The organism is Streptomyces sp. NPDC007983 (genome assembly GCF_042958345.1).
GTDB lineage: Bacteria > Actinomycetota > Actinomycetes > Streptomycetales > Streptomycetaceae > Streptomyces.
Window position 1 is genome coordinate 965,144 of record NZ_JBIBJI010000002.1, and the last position, 17,152, is coordinate 982,295.

Consider the following 17,152-nt stretch of genomic DNA (forward strand, 5'->3'; position numbering starts at 1 on the left):
CGTGCCGTGATCGCTCTGCTGCTGGCTCTGGGCAGCTCACTCGCCTACGGGTGCGCCGATTTCCTCGGCGGCCTCGGCGCCCGTAAGGCCCACGTACTGCGCACCGTGATGGTCGCGGCCCCGGCCAGCCTCGCGATCGAGCTGCTGCTGTGGCCGTTGCTCGGCGCCTCGTTCAGCCCCCGCGTCCTCGGCTGGGGTGCCGCGTCGGGCGTCGCCTCGGCCGCCGCGTTCGCCCTGCTCTACCGCACCCTGGCGATCGGCCCGATGAACGTGCTGTCGCCCCTGACCGCCCTCGTGTCCGCCGCCCTGCCCGTCGCGGTGGGGCTGTCGCAGGGTGAACGCCTGGGTATCGCCGGGCTGGTGGGCCTGCCCCTCGCGCTGATCGCGGTCGTGCTGGTCAGCGCGGGACATGGCGCGGGTTCGGCGCGTCCCTCCCGTACCGCGCTGCTGCTCGGCTTCGGCGCGGGCACCGCCATCGCCCTCCAGCTCATCTGCCTGCACCAGGCCCCCTCCGACAGCGGCGTGGCCCCGCTGATCGTGGGCCGGACGGTCGCCTCGACCGTCACCCTGGCCGCGGCCGGGCTGATGCGGCGCAAGCTGGGCCCCGAACGGCCCGCGTACGCGATGTCGGCCACTGCGGGCGTCCTCGACTCCCTGGCCAACCTCCTCTTCCTGCTGGCCTCCCGCAGCGGCGACCTCGCCGTCGTCGCCGTGATCACCGCCCTCTACCCGGCCGGTACGGTCCTCCTCGCCCGCGGCGTCCTCGCCGAACGCGTCCACCGCGGCCAGCTCGTCGGCCTGGGCACCGCCGCCGTGGCCGTCAGCCTCCTGGCCCTGGCCTGACCCCCGACCGGCCGTGCCGGGCGGGGTCTAGTGGGGCCAGATCGGCGGGTTGGTGCAGAACGCACCGCCCAGGTGGGCGTGGTCGGGGTTGGCCGGGTCCAGTTCGCCCTGTTCGGCGATGAGCTTCGCGGCGTACGGCTCCGAGTCGTCCTGCGGGTCGTAGCCGAGCGCCCGGGCGGAGGACAGGTCCCACCACAGGCGGGTGTTGGCCGAGCTGCCGTACACGACGGTGTAGCCGACGTCCTTCGCGGTGAGGGCGGCGTGCAGGAGGCGGGCGCCGTCGGCCGGGCTCATCCAGATCGACAGCATCCGGACGTTCGTCGGCTGGGGGAAGCAGGAGCCGATGCGGATGGCGACGGACTCGATGCCGTGCTTGTCCCAGTAGTACGAGGCCAGGTCCTCGCCGAACGACTTGGAGATGCCGTAGTACGTGTCCGGGCGGCGCGGGGTGTCGATCGGGATCAGCGGGGCGTCGTCGCCGGCCGGGCGGGGCGTGAAGCCCACCGCGTGGTTGCTGGAGGCGAAGACGATCCGGCGGACGCCCGCCTCGCGGGCCGCCTCGTACAGGTTGTACGTGCCCTGGATGTTGGCGGCGAGGATCTTCTCGAACGAGGCTTCCAGGGAGATGCCCGCCAGGTGGATGATCGCGTCAACGCCCTCCACCGCTTGGCGCAGCGCGTCCTTGTCGGCGAGATCGGCGATGATCGCGTCCGGGGCGTCGGGCATGGGGACGACGTCCAGCAGGCGCAGCTCGTAGCCGTACGGGGGCAGCAGCTCGCGCATCAGGGTGCCCATGCCGCCGGCGGCGCCGGTGAGGAGGATGGTGCGGGGAGCGGGCGCGGACATGGGCGGATCTCCTCCGTACGGTTACGGACACGAACGCCTGGCGGGACGTATATGTGCATCTGGTTCAGATGCATGGACAACCTAGGGAGTGTAGGGGGTGGCGTCAAGGGTGATCGATCCGCGCGTCGCCCCTTGACCCGTGCGTGGCGACTGCCTTACGGTGTCCGCGTTCATGAATATAGATGCCGATCAGAAACGTGCACGATTCGGTTCGTCGGTCGCACGGCAGGGCTGGCGGGGGTCGGCGTACTCGACAGGGAGAGCCCGTGACCACAGCCCCCTCGACCTCGGCATCACTGGCCGAGCGCCTTGACGGACTGCTGTTCTTCCCCGTGACCGCCTATGGGCCCGATGGCGCCCTCGACCTCGAGGTCTACCGCACCCATGTGCGCCGAGGCATCGAAGCGGGCGCGGGAGCCGTTTTCGCGTGCTGCGGTACGGGGGAATTCCACGCGCTGACGCCGGAGGAATTCCACGACTGCGTCACCGTGGCGGTCGAGGAGGCCGCGGCGGTCGAGGCCGCCGGCGGGGTGCGGGTGCCGGTCGTCGCGGGCGCCGGGTACGGGACGGCGCTGGCCATCCAGTACGCCAAGCTCGCGGAGCGGGCGGGGGCCGACGGGCTGCTCGCCATGCCGCCGTACCTGGTGGTCGCGGATCAGGAGGGGCTGGTCCGGCACTACGCGGCGGTGGCGGGCGCGACCGGGCTGGACGTCGTGGTCTACCAGCGCGACAACGCCGTCTTCACGCCGGAGACCGTGGTGCGGCTGGCGCAGGTGCCGGGGATCATCGGGCTGAAGGACGGGCTCGGCGACCTGGACCTGATGCAGCGGATCGTGAGCGCGGTGCGGGAGGCGGGAGCGGACAAGGGGTTCCGGTACTTCAACGGGCTCCCGACCGCCGAGCTGACCGGGCTGGCGTACCGGTCGATCGGGGTGACGCTCTACTCGTCCGCCGTCTTCTGCTTCGTGCCGGAGGTCGCCCTGGCGTTCCACCGGGCGCTGATGGCCGGGGACGACGACGTCGTCAACCGGCTGCTGGACGGCTTCTTCCGGCCGCTCGTCGAACTGCGGAACCAGGGGCGGGGATATGCCGTATCGCTGGTGAAGGCGGGTGTGCGGCTGCGCGGGCTGGACGTGGGCGAGGTGCGGCCGCCGCTGAGCGAGCCGAGCGCGGCGCACGTGAAGGAGCTGGCCGGGCTGATCGAGCGGGGCCTGGAGCTGGTGGGGGAGGGCGGGGCGCGATGAAGTCCTCCGCTTTCGTCTATCCGTGGGATGTGGTCGGGGATCCGGACGCGGCGGCGCGCATCGCCGACTTGGGGGTACGGCAGGTCACCCTGGCCTCGGCCTATCACTCGACGCGGGCCCTGACCCCTCGGCACCCCGAACACCGGATCGTGACCGCCCGGCACGCGGCGGTGCTGTACCCGCCGGACGCGGAGCGGTGGGCCGGGCGTGCGCTGCGGCCGTACGAGCAGGCGTGGGTGGCCGGGGCCGATCCCTTCGGCGAGGCCGCGGAGGCGCTGGCCGGGGCCGGGCTGGAGGTGCACGCGTGGGTCGTGCTGGCCCACAACTCGCGGATGGGGGACGAGCATCCGGGCATCTCCGTACGGAACGCGTACGGGGACCGGTATCCGTGGGCGCCGTGCATCGGGCGGCCCGAGGTGCGGGAGTATCTGGTCGACCTGGCGGTCGAGGCGTCGGCGCGGCCGGGGGCGCTGGGCGTCGAGCTGGAGTCCTGCGGGTGGTACGGGCTCGCCCATCTGCACGCCCACGACAAGATCGGGGGAGTGGGGCTGGGGGACGAGGCGCAGTATCTGATGTCGCTGTGCTTCTGCGAGTGCTGCTGCGCGGGCTACGAGGGGCTGGGCGCGGACCCGGGGGAGCTGCGGGCGGCCGTGCGGCGGGCGCTGGCCCCGGTGTGGGCCGGGGAGCCCGCTCCCGGGGTCTTGGACGCGGATGTGGCCGGGGTCTTCTCGGCGTGGCGGGACGGGGTCGCGAGCGGGCTGCAGCGGGACGCCGTCGCGGCGGTACGGGCCGCGGCCCCGGCCGGTTTCCAGGTGCTGCTGCACGCGGTGCCGAATCGGCGGGGCGTCGGGGCCAACGTGGGTGTCGACCCGGCGGATGTGCTGGCGCACGCGGATGGGGTGGTGCTGCCGTGCACGGGCGACGGGGCGGTGCGCGCGGCCGTCCTCCCGCCGTTTGTTCCGCACCGGCGGGAGGGGACGGTGCTCGCCGCGAACTTCACGGTGGTGGCGGGGATGGGGGGCCGGCCGTCGGCGCTGGCGGATGACGCGGCGCATGCGGTGGAGTTGGGCGCGGATGAGATTCGGCTGTACCACGCCGGGTTGGCGTCGGATGGGGATTTGGGGGAGGTGCGGAAGGCGCTGGCCCGGTTGGGGTGACCTTTCCCCACCCCGCCCCTTCCCGAACCGGGGGCACAGCCCCCGGCCCCCCTGGTGGGGCCCGGCCCCCACCTCCCCCGCCGGGGCTCCGCCCCGGACCCCGCTCCTCAAACGCCGGAGGGGCTGGGTGGTGGGCTTCTCCGCCCCGGGGTCGGCTGCTCGATCGCGCAAGGGGCTGAGGGTGGGGCTTCTCCGCCCCGGGGTCGGGCTGCTCGATCGCGCAAGGGGCTGGGGGCGAGGCATCTTCGCCCCGGAGACCCGGCTCCTCGATCGTCGGAGGGGTTGGGTGGCGGCACATCCGCCCCGAGTCCGCGTGCCTGAGGGCCGGGTTGTGGGCAATCGTTCCGCGGGGCGGAACGGGTGGGCACAACCCGGCCACCGGCCCGCACCCGCGCGCGAAACCCTCAGGGGCAGCCCAATAGGCTGCCGCGGTGGAGGAGTTGAGCATGGACGCGCGGGATCCGCAGGACACGGCCAAGCGGCTGCGGGCGATCGGTGACGAGTTGTCGGACCGGTTCTACGAGCGGGCCGACGTCGTGCGGACGCTGGTGGTGACGCTGCTGGCCGGGCAGCACTCGTTGGTGCTCGGGCCGCCCGGGACGGCGAAGTCCGAGCTGGCCCGGGAGCTGACGGGGCGGGTCGAGGGCGCGGCGTACTGGGAGATCCTGCTGTCGAAGTTCACCGCGCCGACGCGGATGTTCGGGCCCATCGACGTCGCCGCGCTCGCCCGGGGCGAGTACCGCCAGGTCTACGACGGCCGCGCCACCACCGCGCACATCGCGTTCATCGACGAGATCTTCAAGTGCTCCACGGCGGCGCTGAACGAGACGCTGGGCTACCTCAACGAGCGGATCTACCACCCCGAGAGCGGCGGTGAGCCGATCCGTTGCCCCCTGATCGGGGCCATCACGGCGAGCAACGAGCTGCCCGGCGGCGAGGATTCGGCCGCGATCTACGACCGGCTGCTGGTGCGGATCGAGGTCGGGTATCTGGCCGACCCCTCGAACTTCGCCGCGCTGATCCGTTCCGCCGTCAGCCGCCCGGCGGCACCGGCACCGGAGCGGACCACGGTGGAGCTGGGCGCGTTGCAGCAGGCCGTGACCGAGGCCGTCCCGGCCGTGGGTGTTCCCGACGCGATCGTGGACGCGGTGTGTACGCTGCGGGCCGCCCTGCGCCGCAAGGAACTCGTCGCCTCCGACCGCCGCTGGCGGCAGGCGGTGGGCCTGCTCCAGGCGTCCGCGTACCTCGACGGCCGCCCGGAGGTCGCCGAGAACGACCTGTCGGTGCTGACGCACGTGCTGTGGGACTCGCCCGCCGAACGGCCGACCGTCGAGCGCGAGGTGCTGCAGCTGGTCAACCCCGACGCCAAGGAGGCGCTCGACCTGGCCGACGCCATCGAGGAGCTGGAGGCCCAGCTCGACGCCATGGCCGGGCGGTCCCGTGAGGCGCTGAGCGAGTGGGTCATCAAGAAGGCCCACAACAAGCTCGCCATGGCGGGGAAGCGGCTGGAGAAGCTGCGCGAGGACGCGGCGAGGGCGGGGCGTTCCACCGCCGCCATCGACCGGGTCACCGGCCGCCACCGGGCCGTCCGCGCCCGCGTACTCACCGAGGCGCTCGGCATGGACGCCAGCATGGTGCGGGCCCAGCTGTGAGTACGCTCGACGAGCCGGCCGGCCGGGGCGGGAAGTGGCTGGCCCTGTCCGCCGCCGCGCCCGGGCGGCGGCACACGGCGGCCGTCGTCGCGGACCGGTTCGACCGCATCACCTGGCGCGACACCTATGAGCAGTCGGCCGGGCTGCGCGAGATGGCCGAGGAGCTGAACGGGCGCCACGACCACGCCACGGACCTCCTCGCCGACGCCTTCCTGGCCGCGTACAAGGTCAACCCGCGGTTGCGCGAGGGCGCGGAGATGGACCCCTCACGGCTGGTCAACCATCAGGTCGTCACCGCACTGGTGGAGTCGCGGGAGTTCGCCGAGCTGCGCCGGGAGACGGCAGGTGACCCCTACGCCGCCGCCATGGCCGTACTCGCCGAAGGCCCCGCGCTGCGCGGGATGCTGGAGCGCGCCCGTACCGCCCAGGAGCGCGGCGAGCAGGCGAAGAAGGCCCGGCAGGACGCGGAAGGCGCGGCGAGCGCCGTGGGCGAGGCGCTTCAGCGGGCCGCCGACCTTCAGCAGGCTGCCGACCTTCAGCGGGCCGCCGAGGAGGACGGCGCCGTGCCGGACGCGGCCGCCGACGCCGTACGACGGTCGATCGCGGCCGCCGAAGCCGCCGAGGCCGCCGCGCGGCAGGCCGCCCAGAACGCCGCGCAGGCCCTCGCGGCGGCCGCCCCCGGCATCCGAGCCGCCGCGCGGAACGCGGCGGCGACGGCCGCCGAGGCCGTACGGGAGGAGGCCGCGCTGATGCGGGCGTGGGGGATCGCACCCGGCGAGACGGAGCGCATGCCGTTCGACCGGCGCGCCCGGCTCGCGAGGCGGCTGCGCACCGGCCGCCTCGCTCGGTGGGCCGAACTGATCGGCCGCTTCCGGCAGATGGCCGACGGTGAGCGCGCCCGGAAGGTGGAGAACGCCACCGGCGAGCTGGTCGGCGTCACGCTCGGCGACGACCTCTCCCGCGTCATCCCCTCCGAGCTGGCCAACCTCGGCCTGCCCGAGCTGCGCGCGGTGTTCGCCGCGCGCTACGCGGCCCGGGAGCTGATGCTCTACGACAGCCAGGGCGAGCAGACCACCGGCCAGGGCGCCATCATCGCGTGCGTCGACACCTCGCACTCCATGTACGAGGCCGGGCCCGGCGGAGTCACCCGGGAGGCGTGGGCCAAGGCGTGCGCCCTGGCGCTGCTGGACCAGGCCCGGCACGCGGGGCGCGACTTCGTCGGCGTGCTGTTCTCCGCCGCCGACAAGATCCGCGTCTTCCGCTTCCCGGCCGGCCGGCCCGCCGGTGTCGCCCGGGTCCTCGACTTCGCGGAGACCTTCCTCGGCGGCGGCACCAGCTACCAGGCGCCGCTGACGGTGGCGCGCGAGCTGCTGGAGGAGGAGTTCAACGACGCGGCGCGCAGGCGCGGGGACATCGTGATGATCACCGACGACGAGTGCGGCGTCACGGAGGCATGGATGCGGGGCTGGAACGACGCCAAGCGGTTGCTGGGGTTCCGGGTTTTCGGGGTGGCGGTCGGCGCGCCGGGGGCCGCGGGGGCCGGGTCGGTGCTGGAGGCTCTGTGCGACAACCTGCGCGCCGTGGAGGACCTTACGGACGTGCACGCCGCGGCCGATCTGTTCCGCGTGATCTGACCGCGCCCCGGGTCCGTACTCGCCGTACGGGTCCTCACCGGTCCGCGTCCCGTCGGCGGAGGCCGTCGAGGATGACGCTCATCAGCGGCCGTGCCGTCGATTCCCACGCGTCCCGGTCCAGCCGGCCGAGGTAGGCGATCAGCAGCAGGACCCCGTGGGCGTCCACGTCCGTGCGGAGGGAACCGGCCGCCTGCCCGGCGTCCAGCAGGCGGCCGAGGGCGCCTTCGATGGGGTTGTGGCTGTGGGCGACAAGGTCCTGCCACGCCGCCGGTTCGAGCGCTGCCAGGACGCCGTGCTTGATCTCGGCGTAGTCGATCACCCGGTCGAGCCAGTGACGCAAGGCCTCCACCGGCTCGTGTTCCGCCAGCAGAGCGGGGGCGGCGGCCACGAGCGCTTCGACGTCGCGCCGGTAGACCTCGGCGAGGAGCGCTTCGCGGTTGGGGAAGTTCCGGTAGAGCGTCCCCTGTCCCACACCGGCGCGCTTGGCGATCTCGTTGAGGTGGACGTGGCTGGACTCGGCGAGAGCCGCGCGGGCGGCCTCCACGATGCGGGTCCGGTTCCGCGCCGCGTCCGGACGGCGTGCCGGCGCGCTCATCTGTCTCTCCTGACGTTCCGCCTGCAACAAGTGGACACGTGTCCGGTAGGGTGAAGCTTACTGCGGACACGTGTCCACTTTACTTGGAGGCAGCAGTGCTCTCTCTGCACGGCAAGGTCGTCGCCATCACCGGGGCGAGCAGCGGCATCGGCGAAGCCACGGCCCGCCTGCTCGCCCGGCGCGGCGGCGCGGTCGTCCTCGCGGCCCGCCGCGGCGAGCGCATCGAGGCGATAGCGCGGGACATCCGGGAGGCCGGGGGCCGTGCCGCCACGTGCGTCGTCGACGTCACCCGGGCCGAGGACCTGCGGCGCCTGGTCTCCACCGCCACCGGCCAGTACGGCCGTATCGACGTCCTGGTGAACAACGCCGGCATCGCCCCGATCAGCCCGCTGGCCGACCTCGACACCGAAGGGTGGTCGGCCATGATCGATGTCAACCTGCGCGGCATGCTCAACGGCGTCGCCGCCGCCCTGCCCGTCTTCCGTGAGCAGGGGGCGGGCCACCTGGTGAGCATCGTCTCCGTGGCGGGCCTGTCCGGCGTGTCCCCCTCGATGGCGGTCTACGCCGCGACCAAGAACGCGGTGCGCACCATCCATGAGGGGCTGCGCACGGAGTCCACCGACGGAGTGGTGCGCACGACGGCCATCTCGCCGGGATACGTCCGCACCGATCTCGCCGACTCCATGGCGGACCCGCGCCTGCGGGAGCTGACGCGCCAGAACATGGCCGCGGTGGGCATCCCGCCGGAGGCGGTCGCCCGCGCGGTGGCCTTCGCCGTCGAGCAGCCCGATGACGTCGAGATCGGCGAGATCAGCGTGCGTCCCACCGTCCAGGCGTGACCGCGCCCGGTCTAGAGCTGCCGTAAGTGGTCGCGCAGGGTGCGGGCCGCCTGGGACATCAGGGCCTCCGCGCCGGGTTGGATGGCGGCCGGTACCTCGGACTCCGTCAGGACCGCGATGGCGAAGGACTGGCCGTCGGCGTGCTCGACCACGCCCACCTCGTGGCGGAGGTTCAGCAGGGTGCCGGTCTTGGAGGACCACTTCGTGGCGTCCGAGCTGAAGTCCGGGGCCAGGCGGTGCCGCAGGACGTTGTGGGCCATGAGGTCGCGTACGCGCTCCGCCACCTCGGGGTGGATCTTCGACGGGGTCCACAGGGCCTGGAGCAGGTCGACGTACGAGCGGGCGCTGCCCGTATTGGCGCGGGTCGTGTCGAGCTGCGGCACCCGGTGGCCGCGACCGCCCGTACCGGCGCCGATGGCCAGGGCGTGGGCCAGGTGGACCTGGGCTGTGTCGAAGCGTTCCACGGGGGTGTCGGACAACTCGTCCACGGTGTGCCGGACGGTGATGCCGCGCAGCCCCAGCTCGTGAAGGATCTCGGCGACCTGGGCGGGCGGGGTGAGCCCGAACAGCGCGTCGGCGGCCGCCCCGTCGCTCAGGCAGGTGCTCAGGTACAGCAGGTCGTCGACCGCGATCCGCGCCGGGTGGCGGAAGCGGCTCAGCCCGGTGGGGCCGGGCGTGGTGACGCGCCCGGGCGGCACGTCCAGCCGCGTCGCCCCGTCCAGCTCGCCCCGCCGGACGCGCTCCGCCGTCGCCAGCGCCAGCGGGACCTTGACCAGGGAGGCCGAGGGCAGCTGGGTGTCCGGGTCGATGCCCAGCTCCTCGCCCGTGTCCAGGTCCCGTACGAGGAGGCAGCCGCGCAGGCCGCCGTCGTGCAGCTGCCGCCGTACGTCGTGGAGCAGCGCTTCGGTGTTCACGTGGCCACCCGCCGGGTCTCGGCGCCCAGGCAGCGGGCTATGGCCCCGCCCAGGCGTGCTTCGATGTGCTGTGGACTGCCCTCCGCGGAGGCGAGGGCGTAGCCGCGGGTGAGGGTGGCCAGTTCGCCCACGGGCCGCCAGTGCAGGCCGAGTTCCGCAGCCTGCGCGGGCGAGCACAGCAGTACGTCGTGGGTGCGCAGGGCCTCCGCCACGGCAGTGGTCAGGTCGGTCGCGGTGACGAGCTGGGCGGGCCGCAGGCCCACCGCGTCGCGCAGCCGGGTCAGCGGATCGCGGATGTGCGGCACGTCGTCCTCCGGCTGTATCCAGATGCGCCGGGCCGGGCCGGAGGAGGCCCGGCCGACCCGCAGCGTCTCCAGGTAGACGCGCCGCACCCCGGGATCCACGGCACCGGCCAGCCCGAGCGGCACGGACCACGCGGCGTCGTCCGGCACCACCGTGAGCAGGGCGGCACGTACGTGCTGGGTGTGCATCAGCTCCGCGCGCCGCGCCGGGGCCGCGACCCGGAGGTCCAGGGTGACACCGAGCCCCCGCGCCTCGGCGACGAGCCGGGCGAGACCGGCCGTGGTGCAGATGCCGGGCACCGCGAGCCGCCACGGCTTGCGCTTGACGGCCTCGGCCTCGTGCAGCAGCACATCCGCCGCCTGGACGAGCTGCCGGGCCGTCGGCAGCATGTCCCGGCCGAACGGGGTGAGCACGGCCCGCCGCGACGTGCGCTCGAACAGCGGCTCACCGAAGCGTTCCTCCAGGGCGGCGACGCGACGGCTGGCCACCGGCTGGGACATCCCGGCAGCCGCCGCCCCCACGGTGAAACTGCCGTACTCGCTCACGCTGACGAACGCACGGCATGCCCCGACGAGATCCACAACCCGGAACCTTATGCCAGATCGGCATGAAGTGGCGCGTGAGGGTATTGGACCGCATGAGTGCCCGGCGGTGAAGGTGTTCGCAACTCACCGACCAGCACCGGACCTTGGAGGTCACCATGCTGTTCACCCGTGCCCGCCGCACCGCACTCGGCGCTCTCGCCGCGCTCGCCCTCGTCCCGCTCGTGGCCTGCGGGCAGGACACCGCCACGGCCTCGTCGCCCACGGCGGCGTCCGCCACGGCCACGAAGCCGTACACCGGCGAACTCAAGGCCCTGGAGCGCGAGTTCGACGCCCGGCTCGGCCTCTACGCCATCGACACCGGCACCGGACGCGAGGTGGCCTACCGGGACGGTGAGCGCTTCGGCTTCCACTCCACGCACAAGGCGCTCAGCGCCGGGGCCGTGCTGCGCCGGTACTCGCTCGGCGGGATGAACAAGGTGATCACGTACTCCCGTGACGACCTGATCGACAACTCGCCCATCACCGAGAAGCACGTCGACACCGGCATGACCCTGCGCGAGCTGTGCGACGCCGCCGTCCGCTACAGCGACAACACCGCGGCCAACCTGCTGTTCGACGCCATCGGCGGGCCCAAGGCGCTGCAACGCGAGGTCAGGAGGCTGGGCGACGACACCACCCGGATGGACCGCGTCGAGCCCGACCTGAGCCGATGGACCCCGGGCGAGACGCGGGACACGACCACCCCGCGGGCACTGGCCGGGGACCTGCGCGCCTTCGTCCTCGGCGACGTCCTCCGCAAGCCCGAACGCGCCCAGCTGACGACGTGGCTGCGGACCAACACCACCGGGGACGCCGTCATCAGGGCCGGCGTGCCCAAGGGCTGGGTGGTCGGCGACAAGACGGGGAGCGGCTTCGGCTACGGCGCCCGCAACGACATCGCCGTGGTGTGGCGCCCCAACGCCGCGCCCATCGTCATGGCGGTCATGACGAACCGCGGCGAGGAGGACGACGCGCACGACGACAAGCTGATCGCAAAGGCGGCGTCCGTGGTCGCCGGCACCCTGTCCTAGCTGATCGGTCCAAGGGCCGGCGGTCGCAGTGATCCCGGACGTGCCACCGGACCGCCGAACTGACACCGCCGGGCCCGTTGTCAGTGGCCTGCGGCATGCTGCGGGACATGTGACGGCCCGTCCGACAGGGCCCCGGGGCCGTCAGCGACGAAGAGAGGGTTGCCGTGCGCAGGCCGGTCACGGGCGAGGTCCACGTTCACTACAGTCAGATCTACGTCGAAAGCGATCCGGGCAGTGCGAATCCGGACCTCTTCGAGGCCTTCGCAGGCCAGAGCGGGGGCCTGTGCGGGGCCGCGGTCCCGGGTGTGCTCTGGCTGACGACCGGACTGCACACGGGCAATGTCGGATTCGTCGTGGAGGTCCACGACGAGGCACCTCCGCTGGACCCCGTCTGGGAGGACGTGGTGGAGGTGTCCTTCCGCCCGGTGTCGGAACGCACCAGTCTGGTGCAATGGGCGGCCGAGGCCGCGTGGGACCTGAACCTCGCCCCGACCGACTACCGGGTACGGTACTGCGCCCGGGGGATGGACGAGGGACGGGAGCTCGACACCAGAGTGGCCGGGGAGCCACCGGCGGACAGTTACCTCCTGCAGTTCTGGCCCGCGCCGCCCCGCCCGGACCGCGTGGTCCGCCAGACCTCACGGATTGCCGCGAACTGGCACCGCTATGCGCGCGAACTTCCGCCGCCGCCCACACCCGAGCAGCGCGCCGAGACCGAACGCCTGGCCCGCCAGGCGGAGGAACGGGCCGCGGAGGAGCGGCGATCGCACCGCGAGCGGTGGGAGTGGGGCGGACGGCTGCCGAGCGAGGCGCTGCGCGGTGCCGGCGGCAATGTCCGCGGTCTGCTCCGCTTCGACAGCGACTTGGTGCACGCGCTCGACGTCGTGAGTCCCGAGGCGCAGCGTGCGGTGGCGTCGCTGGCCGCCCGACGGGCCTGCGAGGCGGCGGGCCTGACCGATGTGCCGTGGGTCGCCCAGGCGCTCACCGCGTTGACGGAGAGGCGTCCGCTGCCGCCGCCGTTCGACAACGCGGCCCGGCTGTGGGAGACCCTGCGCTCCGACCCCCGGGTCCCGAGCCGGTCGGTGCTCGAGGCGATACCTCCCGAGCGACCGCCATACCGCCCACCGGCTCCCCCGGCGGCGGCCGGGCGGGCGGGGTACGGCGCCGCCGTGGTGGTGCACGCCTCCGGCAACACGCGCGGCCCCGCGCGGATCTCACAGCCGCACTTCGCTCTTCCCGCCGTGCTCGCCGCAGCCGAGCCCGCCCCGCTCGAGGCTGCGCTGGACGCGGTGTGGCACGCGGTGAACACGTACGGCGAGCACTACCCAGAGCTGCTGGAGGAGATCGCGAACTTCATCGGCATCGCGGAACCGCCGACCACACCTGGCTAGAGGCCCCACCCCACGGGTGCATGGCCGCGTGCACGGCATCAACCACGATGACGCCCCCACGGACGCCCACCCCGTCGCGCATCATCTGATCCAGCCCGGCGCCAGCCCCGCGTCCCGGAGTATCCGGTCCACCGTCTCGTCGAGCCCGCTCGCCGCCGGGATCACGGATTCGGCGCCGCCCGGCAGCAGGTCCAGCGGGCGGTACCAGCCGCGCAGCTCCGCCTCGCCGTACTCGGCCGCCTGCGGCTTCGTGGCGTGGCGGCGCACCGTCTCGGCGAAGGGCACGTCGAGGTAGTACGCGTGGGTCCGGCCCCGGTGGTCCTCGCGCAGGGCGTCGAGCATCGGGCCGTAGTGGGCGGCGTACAGGATGCCCTCGACCACGACGTGGTAGCCGTGGTCGAGGGCGTAGCGGGCGACGGTGTCGATGAGGCCGATGTTCGCGCCGCCCGCGACGTCCCGCTCGCGCAGGACGTCGCGGCGCAGCGCGTCCTGGCCGACCAGCGCGAGGCCCCTCCCGTGGCGGGCGCGCAGCCCGGCGGCGATGGAGGACTTGCCGGAGGCGGAGTTGCCGCGCAGCAGGATCAGACGCGTCGTCGGGGAGCCCGTTAGCACTCCGATCACGTTACCGGCAATGGAACGTGAAGTTTCGTCAGGACCGTTGACGAATCCCCGGGACCGCCCTAACTTCATCGCGTCGTACTTCGTACGTCATATATGAGACGCGATACGTGAGATCTGAGAGCCACCATGGACATCGCCCCCAGCCCGATTCCGTCCCGTACCCAGTACGTGCTGGAAGCGGTCAAGCACGCCATCCTCACGGGACGGCTGCGGCCGGGGCAGCCGCTCGTCGAGACCGAGCTGGCGGCCCAGTTCGGGGTGTCGAAGACACCGGTGCGGGAGGCGCTGAAGACCCTGGCGGGCCGGGGGCTGGTGGTGATGAGCGAGTACAAGGGCGCGACCGTGCGGACCGTCGACACCGCGATGGCACGGGCCGTATACGACGTACGGCTGCTGCTGGAGCCCGAGGCGCTGCGGCGGACCGTCACCGCCCGGGCGAGCCTGGCGGCGGCCGGGGCCGCGCTGGAGCGGTCGGACGCGGCGGCCGACCCGGCCGACCGGTCGCTGGCCAACCGGGACTTCCACCGCTCGCTCTACCTCCCGTGCGGCAATCCGCTGCTGACCCGGATGCTCGACGAGCTGCGCGACCAGGCCGCGCTGGTGTCGGCCGTCGCCTGGCAGGCGGTGCCGTCCTGGGAGCGGGAGGCGCGGGAGCACCGGGAGATCCTGGCCCGCGCGCACGACGGCGACGCCGACGGGGCCGCCCGCGCGCTGCACCACCACATCTCCTCCTTCGTCCAGCGGGCCTTCCCGGACCCGGACACCGACGCGAACACGAACTAGAGAGGCCCCGTATGGACTTCACACCGCTGAGAACCGCGCTCGCGGACGTCGTGGCGATCCCGGTGACCCCGTACGACGCCACGGGCGCCGTCGACCGGGACACCTACCGCGCCCTGCTGCGCCGGCTTCTCGACGGCGGCGTACGGGCGGTCACCCCCAACGGCAACACCGGGGAGTTCTACGCCCTCACCCTGGAGGAGCGCCGGCTGTGCACCGAGCTGAGCGTCGAGGAGGCGGGCGGCCGGGCCGCCGTGGTGGTGGGGGTCGGGCAGGACGTGGCGACGGCGGTGTCCGCCGCGCGGCACGCCCGGGAGGCCGGGGCCCAGATGGTGATGGTGCACCAGCCGGTGCATCCGTACGTCTCCCAGGACGGCTGGGTCGACTACCACCGCGAGATCGCCGAGGCGGTTCCGGAGCTGGGCGTGGTGCCGTACCTGCGCAACCCGCTGATCGAGGGCGCGGCGCTGGCGGGGCTCGGCGAGGCGTGCCCGAACGTGATCGGCGTGAAGTACGCGGTCCCGGACGCGGCCCGCTTCGCGGCCTTCGCGCGGGACGCGGGGCTCGACCGGTTCGTATGGGTGGCGGGGCTGGCCGAGCTGTACGCGCCCTCGTACTGGGCCGTCGGCGCCACCGGTTTCACCTCCGGGCTGGTCAACGTCGCCCCGAAGCTCTCGCTGGACATGCTGGGCGCGCTGCGCGCCGGGGACTACGCGGCGGCGATGAAGGTGTGGGAGCAGATCCGGCCGTTCGAGGATCTGCGGGCCGCCCGGCAGTCGGCCAACAACGTGACCGTGGTGAAGGAGGCGCTGGCCGCGCTCGGCCTGTGCCGCCGCGACGTCCGCCCGCCGAGCCGGCTGCTGCCGGAGCCGCAGCGAGCCGAGGTGGCCGCGCTGATACAGGGGTGGGCGCTGTGAGCGGCCCGCGCGGAAGCGCGAGCGGCCCCCACGCAAGCGAAAGCCGCCCGCGCAGGAGACCGGAGGAGCTGCGCAGCCACCGGTGGTACGGCGCCGAGGGGTTACGCACCTTCAGCCACCGGGCCCGCACCCGCCAGCTCGGCTATCTGCCCGAGGAACACCTCGGCAAGCCGGTCATCGCGATCCTCAACACCTGGAGCGACATCAACCCCTGCCACGTCCACCTGCGCGACCGCGCCCAGGCGGTCAAGCGCGGGGTCTGGCAGGCGGGCGGCTTCCCCCTCGAATTCCCGGTCTCCACCCTCTCCGAGACCTTCCAGAAGCCGACTCCGATGCTGTACCGGAATCTGCTGTCCATGGAGACCGAGGAGCTGCTGCGCTCCTACCCGGTGGACGGCGCCGTGCTGCTCGGCGGCTGCGACAAGTCCACCCCGGCGCTGCTCATGGGCGCCGCCACCGCCGATCTGCCGACCGTCTTCGTGCCCGCCGGGCCGATGCTGCCGGGGCACTGGCGCAACGAGGTGCTGGGCTCGGGCACCGACATGTGGAAGTACTGGGACGACAAGCGGGCCGGGCTCATCGGCGACTGCGAGATCGCCGAGCTGGAGCAGGGCATCGCCCGCTCGCCCGGCCACTGCATGACCATGGGCACCGCCTCCACGCTGACGGCCGCCGCCGAGGCGCTGGGCGTGACCCTGCCGGGCGCCTCGTCCATCCCGGCCGTCGACTCCGCGCACGAGCGGATGGCCGCGGCCTCCGGGATGCGCATCGTCGAGCTGGTGTGGCAGGACCTGCGGCTCTCGGAGATCCTCACCCGGGACGCGTACGAGGACGCGGTCACCACCGTGCTCGCGCTCGGCGGCTCCACCAACGCGGTCATCCACCTGATCGCCATGGCCGGGCGCTCGGGGGTGCGGCTCACCCTGGACGACTTCGACCGGATCGCCCGCACCGTGCCCGTCCTCGCCAATCTGCGGCCCGGCGGCCGGTATCTGATGGAGGACTTCCACTTCGCCGGGGGACTGCCCGGCTTCCTCTCCCGGCTCACCGACCAGCTGCACCTGGACCGGCCCACCGCCGCCCACACCACCCTGCGCGAACAGCTCGACGGCGCCCTCGTGCACAACCCGGACGTCATCCGGCCGCGCGACAACCCGCTCGCCGAGGAGGGCGGAGTGGCGGTGCTGCGCGGCAACCTGTGCCCTGACGGCGCGGTCATCAAGCACATCGCCGCCGATCAGCACCTGCTGAAGCACACCGGGCCCGCCGTCGTCTTCGACGACTACAAGACGATGCAGGCCACCATCAACGACCCCGGCCTCGGCATCACCGAGGACACCGTGCTGGTGCTGCGCAACGCCGGTCCGCTCGGCGGGCCCGGCATGCCCGAGTACGGCATGCTGCCCATCCCCGACCACCTGCTGAAGAAGGGGGTGCGGGACATGGTGCGGATCTCCGACGCCCGGATGAGCGGCACCAGTTACGGCGCCTGCGCGCTGCACATCGCCCCCGAGTCGTACATCGGCGGGCCGCTCGCCCTCGTCCGCGACGGCGACCTGATCACGCTGGACGTGGCGGCGCGGGTGCTGCGGCTGGAGGTGGACGACGCCGAGCTGGAGCGGCGCCGAGCGGAATGGACGGCCCCGCCGCCCCGCTACGGGCGCGGCTACGGGGCGCTCTACCAGGACCAGATGACCCAGGCCGACACCGGCTGCGACTTCCGCTTCCTGGCCCGGGACGGCGCGGTGCCGGAACCGTACGCGGGCTGAGCGGCCCGCGGCTCCGACCGAAAAATTTTTGC

General features: G+C 73.1%; 16 protein-coding genes. 11 read left to right on the top strand and 5 right to left on the bottom strand.

The features are described from left to right. Positions 1–6: 6 nt before the first annotated feature. A complete protein-coding gene (locus ACFZCY_RS08795; protein WP_391170310.1) occupies positions 7–843 on the top strand; it encodes an EamA family transporter in 837 nt (278 codons plus the stop codon). A gap of 27 nt (positions 844–870) precedes the next feature. On the opposite strand, the gene ACFZCY_RS08800 is transcribed toward ACFZCY_RS08795, so the two are convergent. Continuing rightward, positions 871–1,689: an NAD-dependent epimerase/dehydratase family protein gene (locus ACFZCY_RS08800; protein ID WP_391170312.1), complete on the bottom strand. Its 819-nt coding sequence runs from the start codon at positions 1,687–1,689 to the stop codon at positions 871–873. Positions 1,690–1,955: 266 nt separating this feature from the next. Here ACFZCY_RS08800 and ACFZCY_RS08805 point away from each other — a divergent pair, with 266 nt between their 5' ends. The 4 genes from ACFZCY_RS08805 (at position 1,956) to ACFZCY_RS08820 (ending at position 7,376) form a co-directional block, all read left to right on the top strand. Further along, positions 1,956–2,933, top strand: coding sequence for a 5-dehydro-4-deoxyglucarate dehydratase (locus ACFZCY_RS08805; protein ID WP_391170315.1), 978 nt, complete (start codon positions 1,956–1,958; stop codon positions 2,931–2,933). After that, positions 2,930–4,090, top strand: a complete 1,161-nt coding sequence (locus ACFZCY_RS08810) for a hypothetical protein (protein WP_391170317.1) — start codon at positions 2,930–2,932, stop codon at positions 4,088–4,090. The genes ACFZCY_RS08805 and ACFZCY_RS08810 overlap by 4 nt, the downstream gene beginning before the upstream one ends. Positions 4,091–4,536: 446 nt before the next feature. After that, positions 4,537–5,742 carry an AAA family ATPase gene (locus ACFZCY_RS08815; protein WP_391170319.1) on the top strand — a complete coding sequence of 402 codons (1,206 nt, stop codon included), beginning with the start codon at positions 4,537–4,539 and terminating at the stop codon, positions 5,740–5,742. Then, positions 5,739–7,376 carry a VWA domain-containing protein gene (locus ACFZCY_RS08820; RefSeq protein ID WP_391170321.1) on the top strand — a complete coding sequence of 546 codons (1,638 nt, stop codon included), beginning with the start codon at positions 5,739–5,741 and terminating at the stop codon, positions 7,374–7,376. The genes ACFZCY_RS08815 and ACFZCY_RS08820 overlap by 4 nt, the downstream gene beginning before the upstream one ends. Before the next feature lie 34 nt (positions 7,377–7,410). On the opposite strand, the gene ACFZCY_RS08825 is transcribed toward ACFZCY_RS08820, so the two are convergent. Next, positions 7,411–7,971, bottom strand: a complete 561-nt coding sequence (locus ACFZCY_RS08825; protein ID WP_391170323.1) for a TetR family transcriptional regulator — start codon at positions 7,969–7,971, stop codon at positions 7,411–7,413. A 95-nt stretch (positions 7,972–8,066) separates the two neighbouring features. On the opposite strand from ACFZCY_RS08825, the gene ACFZCY_RS08830 reads away from it, so the two are divergent. Beyond that, the gene (locus ACFZCY_RS08830) at positions 8,067–8,810 is read left to right on the top strand and encodes an SDR family NAD(P)-dependent oxidoreductase (RefSeq protein WP_391170325.1); all 744 of its coding nucleotides are present in this window, start codon (positions 8,067–8,069) and stop codon (positions 8,808–8,810) included. Positions 8,811–8,821: 11 nt separating this feature from the next. Here ACFZCY_RS08830 and ACFZCY_RS08835 read toward each other — a convergent pair whose 3' ends face one another. Together ACFZCY_RS08835 and ACFZCY_RS08840 are read right to left on the bottom strand one after the other, a co-directional pair. Then, on the bottom strand, positions 8,822–9,724 hold the full coding sequence (locus tag ACFZCY_RS08835; RefSeq protein ID WP_391170327.1) for a serine hydrolase: 903 nt from the start codon (positions 9,722–9,724) through the stop codon (positions 8,822–8,824). After that, positions 9,721–10,608: a LysR family transcriptional regulator gene (locus ACFZCY_RS08840; protein WP_391170329.1), complete on the bottom strand. Its 888-nt coding sequence runs from the start codon at positions 10,606–10,608 to the stop codon at positions 9,721–9,723. Before ACFZCY_RS08840 ends, ACFZCY_RS08835 begins: the two co-directional genes overlap by 4 nt. A 119-nt stretch (positions 10,609–10,727) precedes the next feature. Between ACFZCY_RS08840 and bla the strand changes: the two genes are divergently transcribed. After that, the gene (bla, locus tag ACFZCY_RS08845) at positions 10,728–11,642 is read left to right on the top strand and encodes a class A beta-lactamase (RefSeq protein WP_391170331.1); all 915 of its coding nucleotides are present in this window, start codon (positions 10,728–10,730) and stop codon (positions 11,640–11,642) included. Positions 11,643–11,806: 164 nt separating this feature from the next. Next, complete coding sequence (locus tag ACFZCY_RS08850) at positions 11,807–13,033, top strand: hypothetical protein (RefSeq protein ID WP_391170333.1); 1,227 nt, start codon at positions 11,807–11,809, stop codon at positions 13,031–13,033. 81 nt (positions 13,034–13,114) lie between these two features. Here the strand turns inward: ACFZCY_RS08850 and ACFZCY_RS08855 are convergent, their stop codons facing one another. Continuing rightward, positions 13,115–13,645 (bottom strand): AAA family ATPase, encoded by a 531-nt coding sequence (locus tag ACFZCY_RS08855; RefSeq protein WP_391170446.1) that lies wholly within the window; start codon positions 13,643–13,645, stop codon positions 13,115–13,117. A 135-nt stretch (positions 13,646–13,780) separates the two neighbouring features. Between ACFZCY_RS08855 and ACFZCY_RS08860 the strand changes: the two genes are divergently transcribed. From ACFZCY_RS08860 to araD, 3 genes are read left to right on the top strand one after another with little or no spacing between them, the layout of a single operon-like run. Next, positions 13,781–14,437 carry an FCD domain-containing protein gene (locus ACFZCY_RS08860; protein ID WP_391170335.1) on the top strand — a complete coding sequence of 219 codons (657 nt, stop codon included), beginning with the start codon at positions 13,781–13,783 and terminating at the stop codon, positions 14,435–14,437. 11 nt (positions 14,438–14,448) lie between these two features. Next, entirely contained in the window at positions 14,449–15,351 is a 903-nt protein-coding gene (locus ACFZCY_RS08865; protein ID WP_391170337.1) for a dihydrodipicolinate synthase family protein, read from the top strand. Beyond that, entirely contained in the window at positions 15,348–17,120 is a 1,773-nt protein-coding gene (gene araD, locus ACFZCY_RS08870) for an L-arabinonate dehydratase (RefSeq protein ID WP_391170339.1), read from the top strand. Before ACFZCY_RS08865 ends, araD begins: the two co-directional genes overlap by 4 nt. The last annotated feature ends 32 nt before the right edge of the window (positions 17,121–17,152 follow it).